The organism is Sphingomonas sp. AAP5 (assembly GCF_004354345.1).
Lineage (GTDB): Bacteria > Pseudomonadota > Alphaproteobacteria > Sphingomonadales > Sphingomonadaceae > Sphingomonas > Sphingomonas glacialis.
Map to the genome: position 1 here is coordinate 3,446,694 of NZ_CP037913.1, position 19,850 is coordinate 3,466,543.

The following is a 19,850-nucleotide window of genomic DNA, read 5'->3' on the forward strand; positions in this document are numbered from 1 at the left end:
ATTCCGGGCGATGAAGGGCTAGATCGCGGCGATGGACGTGGACACACCGCCTCGCGGAGTCGATTACTCCCGAATCTTCACGCAAGCGATCGATCGCCTGCATGTCGAGGGGCGCTACCGCGTCTTCATCGATATCCTGCGCAACAAGGGTGCGTTCCCCAACGCGCGCTGCTTTGCCGGGCATAACGGCCCCAAGCCGATTACGGTGTGGTGCTCGAACGATTATCTGGCGATGGGCCAGCACCCGGAAGTGATCGCGGCGATGGAACATGCGCTCCACGACGTCGGCGCGGGCTCGGGCGGAACGCGCAACATCGGCGGCAACACGCATTACCATGTCGATCTCGAGGGCGAGCTTGCCGATCTGCACGGCAAGGAAGGCGCGCTGCTGTTCACCAGCGGCTATGTCTCGAACGAGGCGACGCTCGCGACGCTCGCCAAGGTGCTGCCGGGCTGCGTGATCTTCTCGGACGAGCTAAACCACGCCTCGATGATCGCGGGGATCCGCAATTCGGGGTGCGAGAAGCACGTCTTCCGCCACAACGACGTCGCGCATCTCGAGGAACTGCTTGCCGCTGCCGATCCGACCGTGCCCAAGCTGATCGCGTTCGAGAGCGTCTATTCGATGGATGGCGATGTCGCGCCGATCGCCGAGATTTGCGATCTGGCTGACCGCTACAATGCACTGACCTATCTCGACGAAGTCCATGCCGTCGGCATGTACGGCGCGCGCGGCGGCGGCATTTCGGAGCGAGACGGCGTCGCGCATCGGCTGACGATCATCGAAGGCACGCTCGGCAAGGCGATCGGTGTGATGGGCGGCTATATCAGCGCCGACCAGACGATCATCGACGTGATCCGCTCGTATGCGCCGGGGTTCATCTTCACGACCTCGCTGTCGCCGGTGCTGGTCGCGGGGGCGCTTGCCGCAGTGCGCCACCTCAAGGCGTCGAGCGTCGAGCGCGACGGGCAACAGGCTGCCGCCACGATGCTCAAGACGCTGTTTGCCGGGGCCGGGCTCCCTGTGATGGATTCGACGACGCATATCGTTCCGCTGATGGTCGGCGATCCGGTCAAGGCGAAGAAGATCAGCGACATCCTGCTCGCCGAATACGGCGTCTACGTCCAGCCGATCAACTACCCGACGGTGCCGCGCGGCACCGAGCGGCTGCGCTTCACGCCTGGCCCGGCGCATGACGAGGCAATGATGCGCGAACTGACCGATGCCCTGGTCGAGATCTGGGGCCGGTTGGAGCTGCGCAAGGCGGCCTAGGCGACGACGATCGTCTCGGCCGTGCCCGGCACCGCGAGCGGCTGGTCGAACGGGACGACGGAGTGTTCGGCGTAGCGTTCCCCTTCGGGCGACCGCATCACGTGCATGACGCGCGCATCGACATCGGCGACCCAATAGTCCGGCACGCCGACGGTCGCATATTCAGCCTGCTTTTCGCCGAGATCGGTGCCGAGTGTGGTCACGGAGACCTCGACGATCTGCACGACGCGATCCGGAGGGACTGGGCCACTCGACGGTACGTCGGGCATCACGACCGCGATGTCCGCACCGCGGATCGTTAGCGGACCGATACCGATCATCAGATCGACTGCCAAGCAACGGTCGGTTGCGGAATAGGCGGTGATCAGTTTCGCGATCAGCCTGGCGTTCAGCGCACCATGCGAGAAGCCCCCGGACATCATCTTGCGCAATTCCCCCCGGACGAGCTCGACGTTCATGTCGGTGAAGGCGCCAGCGTCGTGCATCCGCAGATACTCGCGCGCGGTGAACAGCGTCTCTGGGACGGACTCGACGGCGAGGCGGACCGGCTTGTTCATGCCCGCAAGGATATCATGCCCGCGCCGCGCACGCGAGCGCCACGGAACCAGCGAGCGCCCGGCCCGTTTCCCCTTGAAATCAGGAGATTGCGCGATGGGCAAAGGGTGTATCTTGTGGCTGATCGGCGTGCCGATCCCCGTCATCCTGCTGCTGTGGCTGCTCTTCGGGCACTGATCGGTCAGGCGATCCCGAGCAGCAGCGTCAGCAGCCCGAGGCCGAGCGAGAGCGGGATCCGCAACCGCATCCACCATGCCGGGACGAGCCCGCGCCTGGCGAGCAAATGGTCGACGCCGAGCGCGGCGATCAGCGCGACACCCAGCAGGATCAGCGACGGCCCCGGCCACGGTTCACCGACCGCCCAGGGGACTGCGCTCGCCAAGGCAAAGAGCGACGGCACGATCGCGGCGACCCACAGCCATTCGGGCGGGCGCTCATGGCTCGCCGCGACGCCCCACCACAGCCCGCCGAGGAAGCTGAGGATCAACGCGGCATAGGCGTAGCCCATCGACAGTGCGGAAAAGCGCAACGCGCCGTCGCCGCTCAACACCACCGCTACCGCCGCGATCTGCGGTAGCAGGCCGGCAAGGCCGAGCCAGCGCGGAAGCTGTGGCGGGTTCATGCTGCCGGCCGCCGGATGCTGCCCGACCAGGCATAGCCGCGATACAGCGGGGTGAAGCGCGCGGTGCCACCGGTCTCGCTGGCGGCCTCGATCAGCGCAGGCTGGAGCGTCGCGCGCGGCGAGACGTCGAACTTGTCGAGCCACGCAAACAGCGCGATGCGGAAAGCCCGCGGCAAGCGCTCCTGCTGACCGAAATCGACCACATCGAGCCGGCCGGCCGGCGCGAGCTTGTCGGCACCCTCGCGGATCGCGCCGCGCCAGTCGGGGATCATCGAGAGCGTGTAGCTCTGGAAGATCCGGTCGAACGTGCTCACACCGAACAGGGCCGTCGAATCGAACGCGGTCGCATCGCCTTGCGCGAGCACGATCTTATCCGAGAGGCCCGCCGCGGCGACCTTCGCACGCGCAGTCTCGAGCATCGCTTCCGAAATATCGATGCCGAAGAAGCGCGCGTCGGGCCACGCCCGCGCGGCCGCGATCAGGTTGCGTCCGGTGCCGCAGCCGATCTCGAGCACGCTGCCGCCAGCGGGCGGGGCGATCCCGGCGATCAGCGCATCGCGCCCGAGCAGATAGTATTTGCGCGTCAGGTCATAGATGTGGCGCTGCGAGCGGTAGATCGCATCCATCTGCCCGGCATGCCCCGATGCCGCCTCGACCGCTGCCGCGTCGTTCATCCGAGCACGTAGAGGTGGACGCCGCCGTAGATCGAGGAGCGGTCGCGCTTGGTGTAATCGAGCGAATCCTCGGCGCGATACTGCCATTTGCCGAGGACCGCATCGGGCACGCGGCCGGGCAGGATGGTCGGCTCGCCCGCGGTGCGGAACAGCACGCGCGCGCCGGGCTTGGCGGTGCGCGTGATCTCGCTCCACAGGTCGCTCAGCTGCGCGTCGGTCATCCAGTCCTGCGCATCGAGCAGGATGTAGCGATCGAGCGAGGCGTCGCCTTGCTCGCGCAGATATTCGGCGAAATTGACGTGGCAGACTTCGATCCGCGACGCGCGCGCGACGATCTCGTCATAATGGTCGCGCTGGAGATAGGGTGGCAGCGGGGCGGCGGCATCCTTGCCATAGCCACGGCCGAACGCCTGCCAGGCGAAATAATTGTCCTTGATGTCGAAATCGCAAGCAAGCTTCTCGAGCCGCTCGCGCAGCACCACCGCCATCTTCTCGTCACCGGCGAGCGCCTCGTACTGCGCGGGCGGGATGCCGAGCCCGAACAGCGATGCGGGCTGGTCGGTGATCCACTTGACGAAGCCCTTGTCGAAGAACGGCGCGAATTCGCGGTCGAAGATCTCGCGCTGTTCCTCGATCGATTTCGCGGTGAGCAGGATCTTGGGGTTCACCCCGTTGAGCCGTGCCAGCAGATGCGCGACGCCGATGAAATTGCCGAGCAGCCCGCGCTTGTAGACGTTCTTGGCGAACCCGCCGATCCGCCGGCGCCCGACCATGTCGCGGCCTTCCCAATAGGCGAGCGTCGTCGCGTCGAGATGCGGGCGGATATAGGTTCGATAGGCGAGCACGTTCTGGCGGCTGTTGGCCTGCGCGAAGAAGCGGTGGAAGGCGTCGTAATCGGGCAGATGCCGTGCCGCGACGAGCTTCAATTTGTTGAGCGCGATATGCGCTGGGTTGAGATCGACCGCGGTGATCGCGCGCGGGTTGGCGGTAAGGTACGACATCATGTTGCACCCGCCCGAGGCGATCGTGACGACATGGCTGTCGGGCATGATCGCGAGCGCTTCCATGTCGACCGCGGGATCTTCCCAGATCTGCGCATAGACGAGCCCGCGGAACGCGAAAGTGAAGGCGCGCTCGAGCAAACCCTGCTTTGACATATGCTTGTGCTGGAGCACCGCGTTGCGCACTGCGCGGTTCTTGACCGCGCGAGTGCCGGGGCGGTGGACGACGCGGTCCTTGAGCGATCGGAGGGCATTGGCCATGATGAACTCTCCCGCCGGACGATCACGCCAGGGATGCGGCGCGCGGTGGCGCGCACGCACTACGACGATCCGGTGACGCTTCCATGACGGGATAGCGTCTAAATGAAAAGGACCTGCCGGCTAAAGGGGGGCCGACAGGTCCGTTTACGCCACCGTTCGTCGCAAAGGAGGGGATCCGACGACGGTGTTACACGCCGCTGCTTGGGGCAGCGACACGGTAGCTACGCGGGGGTTGCATCGCTGGATGCACCCCGCTTCGACAATTTTTTACGGCATCATCACGGTGTCGATGACGTGGATCACGCCGTTCGACTGCATCACGTTGGCGATCGTGACCTTACCCTTGTGGCCCTTGGCATCCATGATGCCCCAGCCGTTGCCCGACTTCATGAAGGTCAGCGTGCCGCCCTGGACGGTGGCATAGGTCGCCTTGCCCATGTTGGCCTTCGCCTTGGCGGCGATGTCCTGCGCGGTGATCGTGCCGGGGACGACGTGATAGGTGAGGACCGAGGTCAGCGTGTCCTTGTTCTCGGGCTTGAGCAGCGTGGTCACCGTGCCCTTGGGCAGCTTGGCGAAGGCCGCGTTGGTCGGCGCGAAGACGGTGAAGGGGCCAGGGCCGCTCAGCGTCTCGACCAAGCCGGCAGCCTTGACTGCGGCGACGAGCGTGGTGTGGTCCTTCGAATTGACGGCGTTCTCGACGATGTTCTTCGTCGGGTACATGGCGGCGCCGCCGACCATCGGATTGGTCTGGGCATAAGCGAGCGAGGCACCGCTGAGCGCAATCGCTGCAGCGACGATCGAGGTGCGGAAGGTGCGAGTCATGTGCGTTCTCTCCAACGGATCGTCCGGTGGTCCGGACGTGCCGGATATACGCTCGAAACCCGGGTATGGATGCAACCGGACCTATTGGAAATGTGCCGACGCTTTACCCGACGCCTAGACGCGCGACAGCGCACCCGTCGCGACCACCGGCCCGGTCGGCAGTCCCGTCGGCGATCCGCCGATCGGCTCGAGCGAAACGGCAAGCGTTGCGCCCGCGGCAAGCCGCGCGCGATTGGCCGCATCGAGCGTCAACGCCGTGCCGCCATGCGTCTGGAGCAAGCCGAGCGAATGCGGCGTCCCGCCCGCTGGAATGACCCACAGTTCGGCGGTGCGCTTCGCGTCGGCTAGGCTCGCCTCGGTCAGCCGCAGCGATCCGGCGCGCGCGTCGTACACCACGGTGACCGGGGTGCCCTTGGCGGTCGGGGTGATCGAGGCGACCAGCGTCGGACCGGTCTCGACCACGACGCGGGGCGCGACCGGGGGTTGCGGCACGGGCAGCGGGCGGGTGAACAGCACGACGAGCAAACCCGCGGCGGCAACGCTCGAAAACGCAGCCAAGCTCGGCCAGAATTTGCTCGGCGCGCGCGCCGGCAGTGCGACGACGCTTGGCGCGGGGGCACCATATAGCGAACGCTCGATCCGTGCGAACAGATCGGGCGCGGGCATTTCGGGCCACAGGTCGAACAATTGCGCGAGGTGCGTGCGCCACGCCTCGACCTCGCGCGCAAAGCCGGGCTCGGCGAGCACACGCCGGGTCGCGGCGGCGCGCGCGTCGCCGTCGAGCAGGCCAAGCGCGAATTCGCCCGCCATCGTGTCGGGCAGATCGTCGTCGCGGACGTCGGGGGGCAGCACGTCGCTCATCCCTCGAGACACGCTTTGAGCCGCGCGAGGCCGCGCCGCACCCAGCTCTTCATCGTGCCAAGCGGCACCGCCTCGCGCTCGGCGAGCTCGGCATAGGTCACGCCGTCGAAAAACGCCGTGCGAATCGCGGCACGCTGGCGTTCCTCGAGGCTGTCGAGACAGGCGTGCAGCTGGTGCGTCGATTCGGCCTCGAGCAGCACGTCGCTGGCAAGTGGCGCGGTATCGAGGATCGGGGGCGCATCTTCGATCGGCGATGCGCGGCGCACGGTCTGCGCACGCTGCCAATCGATCGCGCGGTTGCGCGCGATCGTCGCGAGCCAGGTGATCGGGCTTGCGCGCGCGGGTTCGTAGGCGCCGGCGCGTTTCCAGATTGTGAGATATACGTCGTGCAACACGTCTTCCGCAGCCTGCCTTTCGCCGCAGATACGGTAGCAGATGCCGAATAGCTTCGCCGAGGTCAGCGAATAGAGATCGCGAAAGGCCGCGCGGTCTTCCTCGCCGGTACGGACCAGCGTCTCGACGAGCCGAAGACGCGCCGCTTCGGGTGTCCCGGCGGCGGAGTTGACGGAAGCGCGAGGCGTCGAATCTATCACAGATCAACACCCTAGCCAGCTGTTGCGGGTATCGCAATCGCCGCACGGCAATTCTGCCGGCTTGAGTGTGGCAATTGCGCGGATGCTTGGCTAAAGCGCTGCCGATCCGCTCAATCGAATTGGGAGCGCCTTCGCCTTGCGCATCGCCATTGCCTCCGACCACGCCGCCTTTGCGCTAAAGGGCATACTTGCCGCCTGGCTCGCCGGGCAGGGGCATGACGTCGTCGATCTCGGTCCCGACAGCGATGCGCGCGTCGATTATCCCGATTTCGGGTTCAAGCTGGCCGAAGCGATCGCGGCGGGATCGGCCGAGCGCGGTATCGCGCTGTGCGGGTCGGGGATCGGCATTTCGATCGCGGTCAACCGCAACCCGGCGGTGCGCTGCGCGCTCGTCTCGGAACCGCTGTCCGCCGCGCTTGCACGCGAGCATAACGACGCCAACGTCATCGCGCTCGGCGCGCGGCTGATCGGCGAGGACATGGCCAAGGCCTGCATTACCGCTTTCCTGACCACCGATTTCGCCGGTGGCCGCCATCAAACCCGCGTCGACAAGCTCGGCGCCCCAGCTCCCGCAAAGGATCCGGCATGAGCACCAACCCCACCACGCTCCAAGACGTTCAGCCCGACGGCTTCTTCACGCGCGGCCTGGCCGAGGCCGATCCGGCGGTGTTCGCGGGCGTCCAGCACGAACTGACGCGCGAGCAGACGCAGATCGAGCTGATCGCCTCCGAGAACATCGTGTCGAAGGCGGTGCTGCAGGCGCAGGGCTCGGTGTTCACCAACAAATATGCCGAAGGCTATCCCGGCAAGCGCTATTATCAGGGGTGCCACCCGTCGGACGAAGTTGAGCAGCTGGCGATCGACCGTGCCAAGCAGCTGTTCGACTGCGCCTATGTCAACGTCCAGCCGCATTCGGGCGCGCAGGCCAATGGGGCGGTGATGCTCGCTTTGGTGAAGCCCGGCGAGACGATCCTCGGCATGAGCCTCGATGCCGGTGGCCATCTGACGCACGGCGCGCGCGCGGCGATGTCGGGCAAGTGGTTCAATGCGGTGCAGTACGGCGTCGATCCGGTCAGCCACCTGATCGACTTCGACGAAGTCGCGAGCCTGGCGCGCGAGCATCGCCCCAAGCTGATCATCGCGGGTGGCTCGGCCTATCCGCGGCAGATCGATTTCGCCAAGTTCCGCGCGATCGCGGATGAGGTCGGCGCCTATTTCCTGGTCGACATGGCGCATTTCTCGGGACTGGTCGCGGCCGGCCTGCATCCCTCGCCGCTGCCGCACGCGCATGTCGTAACGACGACGACGCACAAGACGCTGCGCGGCCCGCGCGGCGGCATGATCCTCAGCAATGACGAGGCGCTCGGCAAGAAGTTCAACTCGGCGGTGTTCCCGGGGCTGCAGGGCGGTCCGCTGATGCACGTCATCGCCGCGAAGGCGGTCGCGTTCGGCGAAGCGCTCGAACCCGGCTTCAAGAGCTACATCGCCGCGGTGATGGAGAACGCCAAGGTGCTCGCGGCGACGCTCAAGGAGCGCGGCGCCGAGATCGTCTCGGGCGGGACCGACACGCATCTCGCGCTGATCGACCTGACCCCGCTCGGCGTCACCGGCAAGGATGCCGACGAAGCGCTCGAGCGTGCGAACATCACCTGCAACAAGAACGGTATCCCGAACGACCCGCTCCCGCCGACCAAGACCAGCGGCATCCGCGTCGGCACGCCTGCGGGCACGACGCGCGGCTTTGGCCCCGCCGAGTTCCGCGAGATCGGCAACATGGTCGCCGACGTGCTCGACGGCCTGCGCCAGAAGGGCGAGGGCGGCGACCCGGCGGTAGAAGCCGCTGTACGAGAGCGTGTTATTGCACTATGTCACCGGTTCCCGATCTACCCGGAGAGCTGACATGACCGATCCCGCTGGCGACGAGAAACCCAAGACCACCTTCGAAGACATGGCCCGCGCCGTTGGCGAGGATGTCGTCGAAGTGCTCGACAGCGCGGTCGACAAGACTAGCACGCTGCTCGGCGGCGAGGAAGGCAACCGGATCGTCGGCGGCGCCGTCGTCGGTGCGCTGGCGGCGATCGTGCTGCCGTTTTCGCTGATGACGGGCGCTTTGCTCGGCGCCGGCTATGCCGCTTATCGAAAGTTGAACAAATAAGAGATGCGCTGCCCCTTTTGCGGACATGAAGACAGCCAGGTCAAGGATTCGCGCCCGACCGAAGATGCCGGTGCGATCCGCCGCCGGCGCCAGTGCGAGGGGTGTGCAGCGCGTTTCACCACGTTCGAGCGGATCCAGCTGCGCGAGCTGACGGTGCTCAAGAGCGAGGACAAGCGCGAGCCGTTCGATCGCGAAAAACTCCTGCGTTCGGTCTCGATCGCGGCGCGCAAGCGCCCGATCGAGGCGGTGCGACTCGAGAAGCTCGTCTCGGGCATCCAGCGCCAGCTCGAGACACAGGGCGAAAGCGAAGTGCGCTCGGGGCGAATCGGCGAGATGGTGATGGAGGGGCTCAAGGGCCTCGATTCGGTCGCCTATATCCGCTTCGCCAGCGTGTATAAGGATTTCCGCGAGGCGCGCGATTTCGAGGAGTTCGCCGGTACGGTGAGCGAGGTCGGCAAGGCGTGAGCACGCTTCCGGCTGTTCCGCCGCCCGTCCTCGTCCTCGTCCGCCCGCAGCTCGGCGAGAATATCGGCAAGGCCGCGCGCGCGATGCTCAATTTCGGACTGGTCGAGATGCGGCTCGTATCGCCGCGCGATGGCTGGCCCAATCCCTCGGCCGGGCCGGCGGCATCGGGTGCCGATATCGTGCTCGAACGAGCGCAAGTCTATGAAACCGTCGCCGACGCGGTCGCCGATTGCAGCCATGTCTATGCGACCACCGTGCGCAAGCGCGGCGTGACCAAGCCGGTGGTCACGCCCGAACAGGCCGCGTCCGCGATCCACGCCGGGCCGGGGCGCGCCGCGATCCTGTTCGGCCCCGAGCGTTCGGGACTCGAGACCGACGACGTCGCGCTCGCCCGCACGATCATCACCGTGCCGATCAACCCCGAATTCGGCTCGCTCAACTTGGCGCAGGCGGTCATCCTCGTCGCGTACGAATGGTCGAAGGGCATGGGGCTGGCGCAGCCGCCCGCGGTCGAACTGCACGAGCCCGCGCCGCAGGCCGAGCTCGACGGGATGATCGGCCAGCTCGACGCGATGCTCGTGGCGACCGACTTCTTCTATCCGCCTGACCGCACCCCGGTGACGCGGCGGACGCTGCGCACTTTGCTGACCAAGCCCGCCTGGTCGGCGCAGGAAGTGCGGACGCTGCGCGGCGTGTTGTCGGCGCTGTCGGGGAAGACGCCGCGGCGACCTTGATCTGCGCGTAGCGGCGTTATATTGCGGTGTAGCAACGACTTACATCGAGCTGAGTTGGGGGCACGGGAACACCATGAAAACTGTCGTCGCTGTTGTGCTGCTGTGCGTCCCGAGCCTTGCTTATGCGAGCGACGCGGTCCCCGCGGCCGCGCCGATCGAGAAAGAAAAGAAGGTCTGCCGCAGCCAGGAAGCGACCGGGTCGCTGTTCGTCAAGCGTGTCTGCCGCACCAAGGCGGAGTGGGCGACGCTCGACCTCGAGGGTCAGCGCTCGGCCGAGCATATGCAGAACCAGAGCCGCGGCAACGGCGTCGACGTCCCGCGCTGAGCGATCAGCGTCGGTCGAATGCGGCGAGTTCGTAGGCGATCGATGCTTCGACCAGTTGCTCCCAGAGATCTGCGACGATCCGTTCGGGCACGCCGGCCGCTTGCGCCGCGGCGCAGGCATTGGCGATGACCTGAGCCTTGCGCGCTTCGTCGCGCACCGCGCCGCGCGCGGGTTTGATCCGCGCCGCGGCATCCATATAGGCAAAGCGCCGTGCCAGCAGCGCGACGAGATCGCGGTCGACCTGGTCGACGCCGGCGCGGACCTCGATCATGGTGGTGCAGTCGGGGCCTGACAGGATTTCGCTCATGCCCGCGGTCTTGGCGTGACGGGCCGCAGCTGTCCAGCTTGACTCACACGGCCCACGCGGCTAGGCGCCCACCTTCGCAAATGGCCCCGCACCCCGGTGAAGTGGTGGCCCTGCCTTGATCCTCCAAAGATCTGGATAGAGCGATACCGGGTATCGATCGCCTGCCCCGGCAGGTGGTCTTGTCACGAAGCACTTGCCAAGGAATATCACATGTCGAAGCGTTCAAGCGCAAAGTATAAGCTCGATCGCCGGATGGGCGAGAACATCTGGGGTCGTCCCAAGTCGCCCGTCAACAAGCGCGAATACGGCCCCGGCCAGCACGGCCAGCGCCGCAAGGGCAAGGTCTCGGACTTCGGCATCCAGCTGCGCGCCAAGCAGAAGCTCAAGGGCTATTATGGCGACGTGACCGAGAAGCAGTTCCGCGCGTGCTACACCGAGGCAGCCCGCATGAAAGGCGACACCGGCCAGAACCTGATCGGCCTGCTCGAGCAGCGTCTCGACATGATCGTCTATCGCGCCAAGTTCGCACCGACCGTCTGGGCGGCGCGTCAGCTCGTTTCGCACGGCCACATCCGCGTCAACGGCGTGAAGTGCAACATCGCGTCGCGTCGCTGCTTCGTCGGTGACGAGATCACTCTGGGCACCAAGGCCAAGGAAATGGCGCTTGTGCTCGAAGCGCAGCAGCTCGCCGAGCGCGAAATCCCCGATTATGTCGCGCCCGACGGTGCGGCGAAGGTCACCTTCACGCGCGTGCCGGCACTCGACGAAGTGCCCTATCCGGTGAAGATGGAACCGAACCTGGTGGTCGAGTTCTACAGCCGCTGAGGCGAGGCGCTAGCGAAGCTAGCGCCAGCCATACTCAGCGGCTCGGCCGGCGGTGCCCGAGGCACCGACCGACGCCGTGGCTTCGCCACGGCGTCGATCCGAACCAAGAAGGGCGGCCCCGCAACGGGCCGCCCTTTTTCGTGTCACTTGATGCCGAGCGACGTGCGCAGGAACGTATCGGTCTTGTCGAGCATCTTCGTGCGCGCGGCGGTATCGTCGAGCTGATGGTCGAGCCCCTTGAACTCGACCAGCTCGACTTGCTTGTGCGCGCTGCGCAGCCGGCTCGCCATCGTGCGCGATTCGCCGATGCCGACATTCTGGTCCATGTCGCCGTGGAACAGCAGCACCGGCGCGGCGATCTGCGCGGCGTTCAGCGCAGGCGATCCCTCGCGGATATGCGGGCCCTTGCCGACAAACGCATCGACCAGCGCGAAGCTCTCATAATGGTCGTGCTCGTGGCGCCACGTGTCGAGATCGGTGACCGGCGCGATCGCGACGATCGCCTTGAACAGCGCGGGGTCGAGGATCGGCGATTGCAGCGCGGCATAGCCGCCATACGACCATCCGACGATCGCGAGCCCGCCCGGCGCGGCGATGCCCTGCTTGACCATCCAGCGCCCGGCATCGTTGACGTCGCCGATCGCGATGCGCCACGATTTGAAACCGTTCTGCTGGAACCATGTATCGCCATAACCGGTCGATCCGCGATAGTTCGGCTGGAGCACGGCGTAGCCGCGCGCGGCGAGGAACTGGACGAGCCAGTCGAAGCCCCATTCGTCGCGGTCGCCCGGGCCACCGTGCGGCATGACGATCGCGGGCAGCCCCTTGCCCGATCCACCCACCGGGAGCGTCAGATAGGCGGGGATCGGCGTGCCGTCGGCGGCGGGAAAGGTGATCGCCTTGACCGGGGCAAGCTTGGCTTCCTCGAGCGGCGGGCGCGCGAGCAGCAGAGCGTCGAGGTGTCGCGTCTTCTTGTCGAACACCATATACTTGCCGGGATCGACGTCGCTTCCGGTCCACAGCAACAGCTTCGATTCATCCGCGCTGGCGTCGATGAAGCGGACCAGCGGGGTGCCCGGCATCGCCTTGGACAAGCTCAGCGACAGCTTCTTGAGCTCGGGGTCGAAGAAATCGGTCTGGCGTCGATCGGTGACGAAGCTCACGCCGACCACGCGATTGTGACGCCCGATGCGGACCAGCCCGGCGACATCGACGTCGGGGCGCGAATAGACGAGCTCCCGCTTGAGGCTGCCGTCGAGCGCGATCTTGAACAGCGCGCGTCGCCCGTCGAGATTGTCGAAGCCATAAACCACGTCGAGCGCGGGATCGACGGCATAGGGATCGAACCCGGATTCGGTCTGTGCGTCGCCGGTGACGGTGCTGAGCGGCAGCCATTTGGTCGTGCCGGCCTTGCGATAGACATAGCGGATATGCGTCGCGCCATAGCCGCTGCTCGTTTTCGGCCGGATGCCGGCGATGCGAACGGTCCCGCGCCCGTCGGAGATATATTCCTCGGTATCCGCGCGCGCGGGCTCGACGAAGCTGCGGCGCAGTGTCGCGGGATCGACGCGTTCGACGGCGAGCCCGTGGTCGGTCTCGTTGAGATGCGTGCCGGTACTGTATTCGGGAACGACTTGGCGCGTCATCAGCAGCGTGGCGCCGCTGGGGTCGCCCTGCCAGTCGATGATGCGCCCGCCATTCTGCATCACGCCAAGCGCGTCGGTCGAGGTCCTGGCGCTGAGCAGCTTGAGGTTCTTGCCATCGGCCTGCACCGTGATCAGCCGATCGAAGCCGACCATGTCGCTGACCTTGCCGTCGGTGAAGCGCAGCCCGCAGACCAGCCGGTCGTTGGTGGCCCATTGGCAATAATCGAGCTGCTCCTTCTCGCCGCTCGAGCCGAACACGCGGACCAATGGTTCGGCCGAATCGACCGTCAGCACGAACGCCGCGACGCCGCGATCGCCCGCGCTCATCAGCACGACGGCGCGTTTGCCATCGGGCGAAAGGCTGATCTGCTGCACCGATTCGCGCGCGCCGAAGCGCTGCGCGTCGGTCAGCGCGGTGGGTGCGGTCGCCGCTGCATCCGGGGCCGCGCTCGCGGCAAGCGGTGATGTGGCAACGCAGGCGATCAGCGCTGCGCGCAGCATATGTCGTGTCATGGAATCCCCCCTATGATTCCGCACGATACCGCGTTTCCGATCCCCCGCAAGCGACCCGTTCCGGAGCGTTGCGCGTTCGATCGTGGCCTGCCAGAACGGTGCGCGAAATCCAGTAAAAGGGCTTGCCGATGCGCCTCTCCCCGACGTTTGCCGTGATCCTGGGCGCGGCCGCGCTATCGACGAGTGCGACCGCGCAAACCGCGCCAGCGATATCCGTGCAGACGCTCAAGGAGGTCACCAAGACGCTGTCGTCCGACGCGTACGAAGGCCGCAAGCCGACCACGCCGGGCGAGGACAAGGCGACCGACTATATCGTCGCGCGCTTCAAGGCGGCGGGGCTCAAGCCGGGCAACAATGGCAGCTGGTTCCAGCCCGTCCCGCTCGTCGAACTCACCGCGCGCGACGTGACGCCGATGACCTTCAGCGGCGGCAAGACGCCGGTCGCGCTGCAATATCGCCAGGACGTGGTGCTCGCGACCTATCGCGTCACGCCGACGATCGCGATCAAGGATTCGCCCGTCGTGTTCGTCGGCTACGGCATCACCGCGCCCGAACGCGGGTGGGACGATTATGCCGGGGTCGATGTCCACGGCAAGACCGTCGTGATCCTCGTCAACGATCCCGACTGGCAGACGCCGGGCCGCGACGGGCTCTTCGAGGGCAAGGCGATGACCTATTACGGCCGCTGGACCTACAAGTTCGAGGAAGCCGCGCGCCACGGCGCGACCGCGGCGATCATCGTCCACGATACCGAGCCCGCCGCCTATGGTTGGGGCGTCGTCCAGTCGAGCTGGACCGGGCCGCAATTGGAGCTCGACGAGAAGGGCGACCATGCCGACCAGAGCGCGGCGATCGGCTGGATGCAGCTTGCCAAGGCAAAGGACCTGTTCGCCAGCGCCGGGCAGAATTTCGAGACGCTCAGCGCCGCCGCCAAGACCAAGGGTTTCACGGCCGTACCGCTCGGCGTGACGGCGTCGGTCAGCTTCGCCAACACGATCAAGCGCCAGGCGTCGAAGAACGTGATCGGCATCCTGCCCGGCAAGACGGCGCCGAAGGACTATGTCTTCTACACCGCGCATTGGGACCATCTCGGCCACTGCGACGCGGTCAACGGCGATGACATCTGCAACGGCGCGCTCGACAATGCGAGCGGCGTCGCCGGGCTGGTCGCACTCGCCGAGGCCAATGCCAAGGCCGGAGCCGCGAAGCGCTCGCTCGTCTTCCTGTCGGTGACGTGCGAGGAATGCGGGCTGCTCGGGTCGCGTTATTATGCCGAGCATCCGATCTATCCGCTCGCGCAGACCGTCGGCGGGGTGAATATGGACGGGCTCAACGTCAAGGGCCGGACCCGGGATTTCGTCGTTGCTGGCGCGGGCAAGTCCGAGCTCGAGGATCGCATGAAGCTGCTGGTCGAGGCGCAGGATCGCGTGATCAAGCCCGAGCCTAATCCCGAACGCGGCGGGTATTTCCGTTCGGACCATTTCAGCTTCGCCAAATTGGGCGTGCCGATGTTCGATGGCGGTGCGGGCGAGGATCTGCGCGTCGGCGGTGTCGCAGCGGGACACGCCGCAACGCTCGATTATATCCAAAACCGCTATCACAAGCCGCAGGACGAATATAATGCGGCGTGGGATTGGTCGGGCGCGGTCGAGGACGTTCAGCTCTATTATGCGCTGGGGCGTCAGCTCGCCGATGGCACCGATTGGCCCAATTGGTACAAATCCGCGGAATTCCGCGCCGTTCGCGACACGAGTCGTGCAGGGAAATAACGTATGTCGAAGCTGCTGCCGCCCGCGGAATGGGCACCGCATGCCGCGGTGTGGATCGGGTTTCCGAGCCATCCCGAGCTGTGGGAGGACGATCTCGACGCCGCGCGCGACGAAGTGACGGCGTTCGGCCGCGCGGTCCATGCCGAGGGTCGCGGCGAGCGCGTCATCCTCGTTGCCGCTGACGAGGATGCGGCCGAGGCGGCACGCAGCCTGGCGGGGGATTTCGCCGAGATCGTGGTCGAACCGTTCGGCGACATCTGGCTGCGCGACACCGGGCCGATCGTGCTGTCGGACCACAGCGCGCGCGATTTCCGCTTCAACGGCTGGGGCGGTAAATACGATTTGCCCGGCGACGACGATGTCGGGCTGCGGCTCGCGGCGAGCAAGCTGCTGCCGGTCACGCCGTGCGACTGGGTGCTCGAGGGCGGCGCGATCGATGGCGATGGCACCGGGCTGGTCGTCACGACCGAGCAATGCCTGCTCAACCCCAACCGCAACCCCGCGCTCAGCAAGGCCGAGATCGAGCGGCGGTTGCACGACGATCTCGGTCTCGACCAAGTCCTGTGGCTCGGCGAGGGGCTGATGAACGATCACACCGACGGGCATGTCGATAATCTCGCGCGCTTCGTCGCGCCCGGCGTGCTGGCGATCCCGCAGGCGGCCGAGAACGATCCCAACTGGCTGGTCTATCAGCATGCCGCCGCCGCGGCCGAAGCGATGTCGGGGATCACCGTGGTGCGGATCCCGTCGCCCGGCCGGGTGCTGCGCGACGAGGAGATCGTGCCGGCGAGCTATATGAACTTCTATATCGGCAATGCCGCGGTGGTGGTGCCGCTTTACGGCGCGCCCAACGACGATTCGGCGGTCGCGGCGGTGCAGCAGCTGTTCCCGGGCCGGACTGCGGTTGGCTTGCGCGCCGATGCGATCCTGACCGGCGGCGGGAGCTTCCACTGCATCTCGCAGCAAGTGCCCGCTTGATTCGGGGTTAGAGCCGGCCGATCAGCCGTTCGATGGCGTGGTGATCGGTCGAGCTCTCGCCGCAATCGCGCTCGATCATCCGACGGATGCCTTCGAGCTCGTCCTGCGTCAGATGCTCGATCCCGATGAACGCGTTGCGCGCATCGGTGGTCGCGCGGATGATCTCGTCGAGCTTGGCCTGGATCGCCGAGGCATCGCGATTCTGTGCGTTCTGGATGAGGAACACCATCAGGAAGGTGACGACGGTGGTGCCGGTGTTGATCACCAGCTGCCACGTGTCCGAATAGTGGAACAGCGGCCCGGTCACGCCCCAGATCACGATCACCGACAGCGCGAGGACGAAGGCGGGCGGGCGCCCTGCCCAGCCCGTCGCCTTTTGCGCGATCGTTTCGAACAGCTTTTCCACGCCCAACTCCTTTTGCGTCTTTGAATCGGCGCGGCGAAGCCCGATATGGCGGCGCATGACCGAAATCACCGTCGCTGCGCTGCAACTCGCCTTCTCCGCCGATATGGACGCGAATATCGCGCATGTCTCAGATCTCGTGCGCGAGGCCGCCGGCAAGGGCGCGCAAGTGATCCTGCCGCCCGAATTGTTCGAGGGCGAATATTTCTGCCGGGTCGAGGACGAAGGGTTGTTCGCGAATGCGAAGCCCGTCGGCGTCCACAAGGCGGTGCTCGCGATGCAGGATCTCGCCAAGGAGCTTGGCGTCTACATCCCGACGAGCTTCTTCGAGGCGGACGGCCCGCATCATTACAATTCGCTCGCGATGATCGGGCCCGATGGCGGCGTGATGGGGGTCTATCGCAAGAGCCACATCCCCGACGGCCCGGGCTATGAGGAGAAATTCTATTTCCGCCCGGGCAATACCGGCTTCAAGGTCTGGCCGGGGCCGGATGCGACGACGCTCGGCGTCGGCGTGTGCTGGGACCAATGGTATCCCGAGACCGCGCGCGCACTGATGCTGATGGGCGCGGAGATCCTGTTCTACCCGACCGCGATCGGCAGCGAGCCGCACGACACCTCGCTCGACACCGCGCGGCTGTGGCGGCGTGCGATGGTCGGGCATGCCGTGTCGAACGTCGTTCCGGTGGTCGCCGCGAATCGCATCGGCGTCGAGCCCAATGGGGAAGAAGGGGGCCAGACCTTTTACGGGACGAGCTTTATCACCGACGAGCGCGGCGACATCTTGGCGGAACTCGGGCGCGAGGAAACCGGCGTGATCACAGCCACGCTCGACCTCGACCGGGTGAAGCGCCACCGCGCCGCGTTCGGCTTCTTCCGCGATCGCCGCCCCGATCTCTACGGGCGGCTGGTGCAGGATATCTGACGCGGGGCGGTCAGCCCGCCGCGCGCAGTTCCAAGGCGCGGGCGAAGATCGCTTCGAACATCTCGGCGGTCAGCCGCCCGGTGCTCTGGTTGTAGCTCGAGCAGTGATAGCTATCGATCAGGATGCGCCCGTCGGGCATGCGATGCTCGGCGCCGTGCGCGAAGCGGCATTTGGGGAGGCGTCCGCCGAGGATCTTGACCGCCGACTGATGCGCGACCTGGCCGAGCGCGATGAAGACGCGCGCGCTGTGCACCGCATCGGCCTGCGCTTCGAGGAAGGGGCGGCAGGTGCGGATTTCCTCGGGCGTCGGCTTGTTTTCGGGCGGGAGGCATTTGACCGCGTTGACGATCATCACGCCGTCGAGCTGGAGCGTGTCGTCGGGCTTGCCCTCATAGTCGCCAGTGGCGAGCCCGAACTTGGCGAGCGTGTCGAACAACAACGGCCCCGAGCGATCGCCGGTGAACGGCCGCCCGGTACGATTCGCGCCGAACTGGCCCGGGGCGAGGCCGACGATGCCGAGCCACGCCTGCGGATCGCCAAAAGCGGGGACGGGGGCGTTCCACCACGCCGGATGTTCGACGCGCAGCGTCTCGCGCAAGCCGACAAGGCGTGGGCAAAGCGGGCAATCGCGCGAAGGTTCGGTTTCGGGCAGCGGGCTGGGTGCGAAGTTCATCGCGATGCGATAGGCAGGTTTGGGTGAGCAACTCAACCTGTACCCTGCGCCAAGCCCCCAGATACGCGCCGTGTTACGCTATCGCGATCGGATCGAATCGGCGCGGGCGGCATGGCAGCCCGGTGGCAGAAGTCGCCGCGGCGATCGCGGCGCTCGGCGGTGTCGTCGCCGAATCCCCTGTATTGCGCAGTGCGCCGATCGGACCGTCGATTCGACGCTTCGCCAATGCCGTCGTGCTGATCGAGAGCGAGGTCGCGCCGCCTGCGATGCTCGCGCGGCTCAAGGCGATCGAGCGCGCTTTCGGGCGGCGGCGTGGCGCGCGCTGGGGCGCACGCGTGATCGATCTCGATATCGTCGCCTGGTCGGGCGGCGCATGGCGATCGAAGGGGCTGCGCGTCCCGCACGCCGCCTTCCAGGACCGCGATTTCGTGCTCGCGCCCTTGTGCGCGATTGCGCCCGTTTGGCGCGACCCGCGGACCGGTTTGACCCCGCGCCACCTGCTCGCGCGATTGCGCAAGGTTAAGCGCCTGGGTTGACCCATCCGGCAACCGCTCCTAACGCGAGCCCGGTGTGGGCCCATAGCTCAGTTGGTAGAGCAACGGACTTTTAATCTGTAGGTCATGGGTTCGAGTCCCATTGGGCCCACCACCGGCACGCAAGGATGCCTCGATGCCGCCCCCAGCCCCCGATGTCCGCCACCCGCCCTGGACGATCGTCGCGGTCGCGGCGCTGACCGGCGCTGGCGGGGCGTTGTTGTTGCTCGGTGCCTTGATCGATCGCGGGCTGCAGTTCGGGTTCGACCGCGCGATCCTGTTATGGGCGCGCGGCGGGGTGGCGCATGGCGTGCCGCCAGGGCCGGCCTGGCTGACGCAAAGCGTCGTCGATGTGACTGCACTCGGCGGGCCGACCGTCTTGGTCCTGGTCGCCGCGCTGGCGGCGGGGCTGTTGATCGTCCAGCGGCATTGGCTGACGCTCGCTTTGGTGCTGGGCGGAACGATCAGCGGATCGATCGTGGTGACACTGGTCAAGGCGCTGGTCGGGCGGACGCGGCCAACGGTGACCGATCACCTCGTTTCGGTCTACAATGCGAGCTTCCCGAGCGGCCACGCTGCGAACAGCGCGTGCGTCTATCTGACGCTCGCGCTGTTGCTGCTGCAAATCACCGAGCATCGTGCGCTCCGGCGCTATGTCCTCGGAGCAGCGCTGCTGCTCGTCACGGCGATCGGGTGCAGCCGCGTCTATCTCGGCGTGCATTGGCCGAGCGACGTGCTCGCCGGCTGGACGTTCGGCGGGCTGTGGGCGGTCGCGTGGTGGTCACTGGGTGCCGCGCTGCGGTTGCGGATCGCGCGCGGCAAGACCTCCGCCTAGCCACCGATTCGAGCCTCGTTCATCTGCCCGCAAGGTGGCGCGGGCCACCGCTGCGCCTACACGGCCGAATCGTTTCCGGGAGTCGACGAAACGGTCTTGTGA

24 protein-coding genes and 1 tRNA gene are annotated in these 19,850 nt (G+C 66.4%); 14 read left to right on the top strand and 11 right to left on the bottom strand.

Annotation, left to right across the window (positions count from 1 at the left end):
- Positions 1–31 precede the first annotated feature (31 nt).
- Positions 32–1,273 (top strand): 5-aminolevulinate synthase, encoded by a 1,242-nt coding sequence (hemA, locus tag E2E30_RS15940; RefSeq protein ID WP_133191374.1) that lies wholly within the window; start codon positions 32–34, stop codon positions 1,271–1,273.
- On the opposite strand, the gene E2E30_RS15945 is transcribed toward hemA, so the two are convergent.
- From E2E30_RS15945 to E2E30_RS15975, 7 genes are all read right to left on the bottom strand, one after another.
- Complete coding sequence (locus E2E30_RS15945) at positions 1,270–1,830, bottom strand: Uma2 family endonuclease (protein ID WP_165954548.1); 561 nt, start codon at positions 1,828–1,830, stop codon at positions 1,270–1,272. The two genes, hemA and E2E30_RS15945, sit on opposite strands and share 4 nt — an antisense overlap.
- A gap of 179 nt (positions 1,831–2,009) precedes the next feature.
- Complete coding sequence (locus E2E30_RS15950) at positions 2,010–2,450, bottom strand: DUF3429 domain-containing protein (RefSeq protein WP_133191376.1); 441 nt, start codon at positions 2,448–2,450, stop codon at positions 2,010–2,012.
- On the bottom strand, positions 2,447–3,124 hold the full coding sequence (locus E2E30_RS15955) for a class I SAM-dependent methyltransferase (protein WP_133191377.1): 678 nt from the start codon (positions 3,122–3,124) through the stop codon (positions 2,447–2,449). Before E2E30_RS15955 ends, E2E30_RS15950 begins: the two co-directional genes overlap by 4 nt.
- Complete coding sequence (locus E2E30_RS15960; RefSeq protein WP_206365595.1) at positions 3,121–4,386, bottom strand: DUF3419 family protein; 1,266 nt, start codon at positions 4,384–4,386, stop codon at positions 3,121–3,123. Before E2E30_RS15960 ends, E2E30_RS15955 begins: the two co-directional genes overlap by 4 nt.
- 267 nt (positions 4,387–4,653) lie before the next feature.
- A complete protein-coding gene (locus E2E30_RS15965; RefSeq protein WP_133191378.1) occupies positions 4,654–5,208 on the bottom strand; it encodes a fasciclin domain-containing protein in 555 nt (184 codons plus the stop codon).
- 114 nt (positions 5,209–5,322) lie between these two features.
- A complete protein-coding gene (locus E2E30_RS15970) occupies positions 5,323–6,069 on the bottom strand; it encodes an anti-sigma factor (protein WP_133191379.1) in 747 nt (248 codons plus the stop codon).
- The gene (locus tag E2E30_RS15975; RefSeq protein WP_229839383.1) at positions 6,066–6,662 is read right to left on the bottom strand and encodes a sigma-70 family RNA polymerase sigma factor; all 597 of its coding nucleotides are present in this window, start codon (positions 6,660–6,662) and stop codon (positions 6,066–6,068) included. Before E2E30_RS15975 ends, E2E30_RS15970 begins: the two co-directional genes overlap by 4 nt.
- Before the next feature lie 136 nt (positions 6,663–6,798).
- Between E2E30_RS15975 and rpiB the strand changes: the two genes are divergently transcribed.
- The 6 genes from rpiB (at position 6,799) to E2E30_RS16005 (ending at position 10,341) form a co-directional block, all read left to right on the top strand.
- Positions 6,799–7,251, top strand: coding sequence for a ribose 5-phosphate isomerase B (gene rpiB / locus E2E30_RS15980; RefSeq protein WP_133191380.1), 453 nt, complete (start codon positions 6,799–6,801; stop codon positions 7,249–7,251).
- The gene (gene glyA, locus E2E30_RS15985) at positions 7,248–8,561 is read left to right on the top strand and encodes a serine hydroxymethyltransferase (RefSeq protein WP_133191381.1); all 1,314 of its coding nucleotides are present in this window, start codon (positions 7,248–7,250) and stop codon (positions 8,559–8,561) included. The genes rpiB and glyA overlap by 4 nt, the downstream gene beginning before the upstream one ends.
- A 1-nt stretch (position 8,562) precedes the next feature.
- The gene (locus E2E30_RS15990; protein ID WP_133191382.1) at positions 8,563–8,817 is read left to right on the top strand and encodes a hypothetical protein; all 255 of its coding nucleotides are present in this window, start codon (positions 8,563–8,565) and stop codon (positions 8,815–8,817) included.
- A 3-nt stretch (positions 8,818–8,820) separates the two neighbouring features.
- Positions 8,821–9,282 (top strand): transcriptional regulator NrdR, encoded by a 462-nt coding sequence (gene nrdR / locus E2E30_RS15995; protein WP_133191383.1) that lies wholly within the window; start codon positions 8,821–8,823, stop codon positions 9,280–9,282.
- Positions 9,279–10,016, top strand: coding sequence for an RNA methyltransferase (locus E2E30_RS16000; RefSeq protein WP_133191384.1), 738 nt, complete (start codon positions 9,279–9,281; stop codon positions 10,014–10,016). Before nrdR ends, E2E30_RS16000 begins: the two co-directional genes overlap by 4 nt.
- Positions 10,017–10,089: 73 nt before the next feature.
- Positions 10,090–10,341: a hypothetical protein gene (locus E2E30_RS16005; RefSeq protein WP_133191385.1), complete on the top strand. Its 252-nt coding sequence runs from the start codon at positions 10,090–10,092 to the stop codon at positions 10,339–10,341.
- A gap of 4 nt (positions 10,342–10,345) precedes the next feature.
- On the opposite strand, the gene E2E30_RS16010 is transcribed toward E2E30_RS16005, so the two are convergent.
- Positions 10,346–10,648 carry a chorismate mutase gene (locus E2E30_RS16010; protein ID WP_133191386.1) on the bottom strand — a complete coding sequence of 101 codons (303 nt, stop codon included), beginning with the start codon at positions 10,646–10,648 and terminating at the stop codon, positions 10,346–10,348.
- Positions 10,649–10,858: 210 nt separating this feature from the next.
- Between E2E30_RS16010 and rpsD the strand changes: the two genes are divergently transcribed.
- The gene (gene rpsD / locus E2E30_RS16015) at positions 10,859–11,473 is read left to right on the top strand and encodes a 30S ribosomal protein S4 (protein WP_133191387.1); all 615 of its coding nucleotides are present in this window, start codon (positions 10,859–10,861) and stop codon (positions 11,471–11,473) included.
- A 143-nt stretch (positions 11,474–11,616) separates the two neighbouring features.
- Here rpsD and E2E30_RS16020 read toward each other — a convergent pair whose 3' ends face one another.
- Positions 11,617–13,632 carry an alpha/beta hydrolase family protein gene (locus tag E2E30_RS16020; RefSeq protein ID WP_133191388.1) on the bottom strand — a complete coding sequence of 672 codons (2,016 nt, stop codon included), beginning with the start codon at positions 13,630–13,632 and terminating at the stop codon, positions 11,617–11,619.
- Positions 13,633–13,760: 128 nt separating this feature from the next.
- On the opposite strand from E2E30_RS16020, the gene E2E30_RS16025 reads away from it, so the two are divergent.
- Complete coding sequence (locus E2E30_RS16025; protein WP_133191389.1) at positions 13,761–15,401, top strand: M28 family metallopeptidase; 1,641 nt, start codon at positions 13,761–13,763, stop codon at positions 15,399–15,401.
- Between the two features lie 3 nt (positions 15,402–15,404).
- On the top strand, positions 15,405–16,379 hold the full coding sequence (locus E2E30_RS16030; RefSeq protein ID WP_133191390.1) for an agmatine deiminase family protein: 975 nt from the start codon (positions 15,405–15,407) through the stop codon (positions 16,377–16,379).
- Between the two features lie 7 nt (positions 16,380–16,386).
- Here the strand turns inward: E2E30_RS16030 and E2E30_RS16035 are convergent, their stop codons facing one another.
- Positions 16,387–16,785: a low affinity iron permease family protein gene (locus E2E30_RS16035; protein ID WP_133191391.1), complete on the bottom strand. Its 399-nt coding sequence runs from the start codon at positions 16,783–16,785 to the stop codon at positions 16,387–16,389.
- A gap of 55 nt (positions 16,786–16,840) precedes the next feature.
- Between E2E30_RS16035 and aguB the strand changes: the two genes are divergently transcribed.
- Positions 16,841–17,707: an N-carbamoylputrescine amidase gene (gene aguB, locus E2E30_RS16040; RefSeq protein WP_133191392.1), complete on the top strand. Its 867-nt coding sequence runs from the start codon at positions 16,841–16,843 to the stop codon at positions 17,705–17,707.
- Positions 17,708–17,717: 10 nt separating this feature from the next.
- Here aguB and E2E30_RS16045 read toward each other — a convergent pair whose 3' ends face one another.
- Complete coding sequence (locus E2E30_RS16045; protein WP_133191393.1) at positions 17,718–18,380, bottom strand: uracil-DNA glycosylase; 663 nt, start codon at positions 18,378–18,380, stop codon at positions 17,718–17,720.
- Between the two features lie 80 nt (positions 18,381–18,460).
- On the opposite strand from E2E30_RS16045, the gene folK reads away from it, so the two are divergent.
- The 3 genes from folK (at position 18,461) to E2E30_RS16060 (ending at position 19,748) form a co-directional block, all read left to right on the top strand.
- Positions 18,461–18,916, top strand: a complete 456-nt coding sequence (gene folK, locus E2E30_RS16050) for a 2-amino-4-hydroxy-6-hydroxymethyldihydropteridine diphosphokinase (RefSeq protein WP_240699120.1) — start codon at positions 18,461–18,463, stop codon at positions 18,914–18,916.
- A 36-nt stretch (positions 18,917–18,952) separates the two neighbouring features.
- Positions 18,953–19,028 (top strand) — tRNA-Lys (locus tag E2E30_RS16055).
- 21 nt (positions 19,029–19,049) lie between these two features.
- Positions 19,050–19,748 carry a phosphatase PAP2 family protein gene (locus tag E2E30_RS16060; protein WP_133191394.1) on the top strand — a complete coding sequence of 233 codons (699 nt, stop codon included), beginning with the start codon at positions 19,050–19,052 and terminating at the stop codon, positions 19,746–19,748.
- Positions 19,749–19,850: the final 102 nt, after the last annotated feature.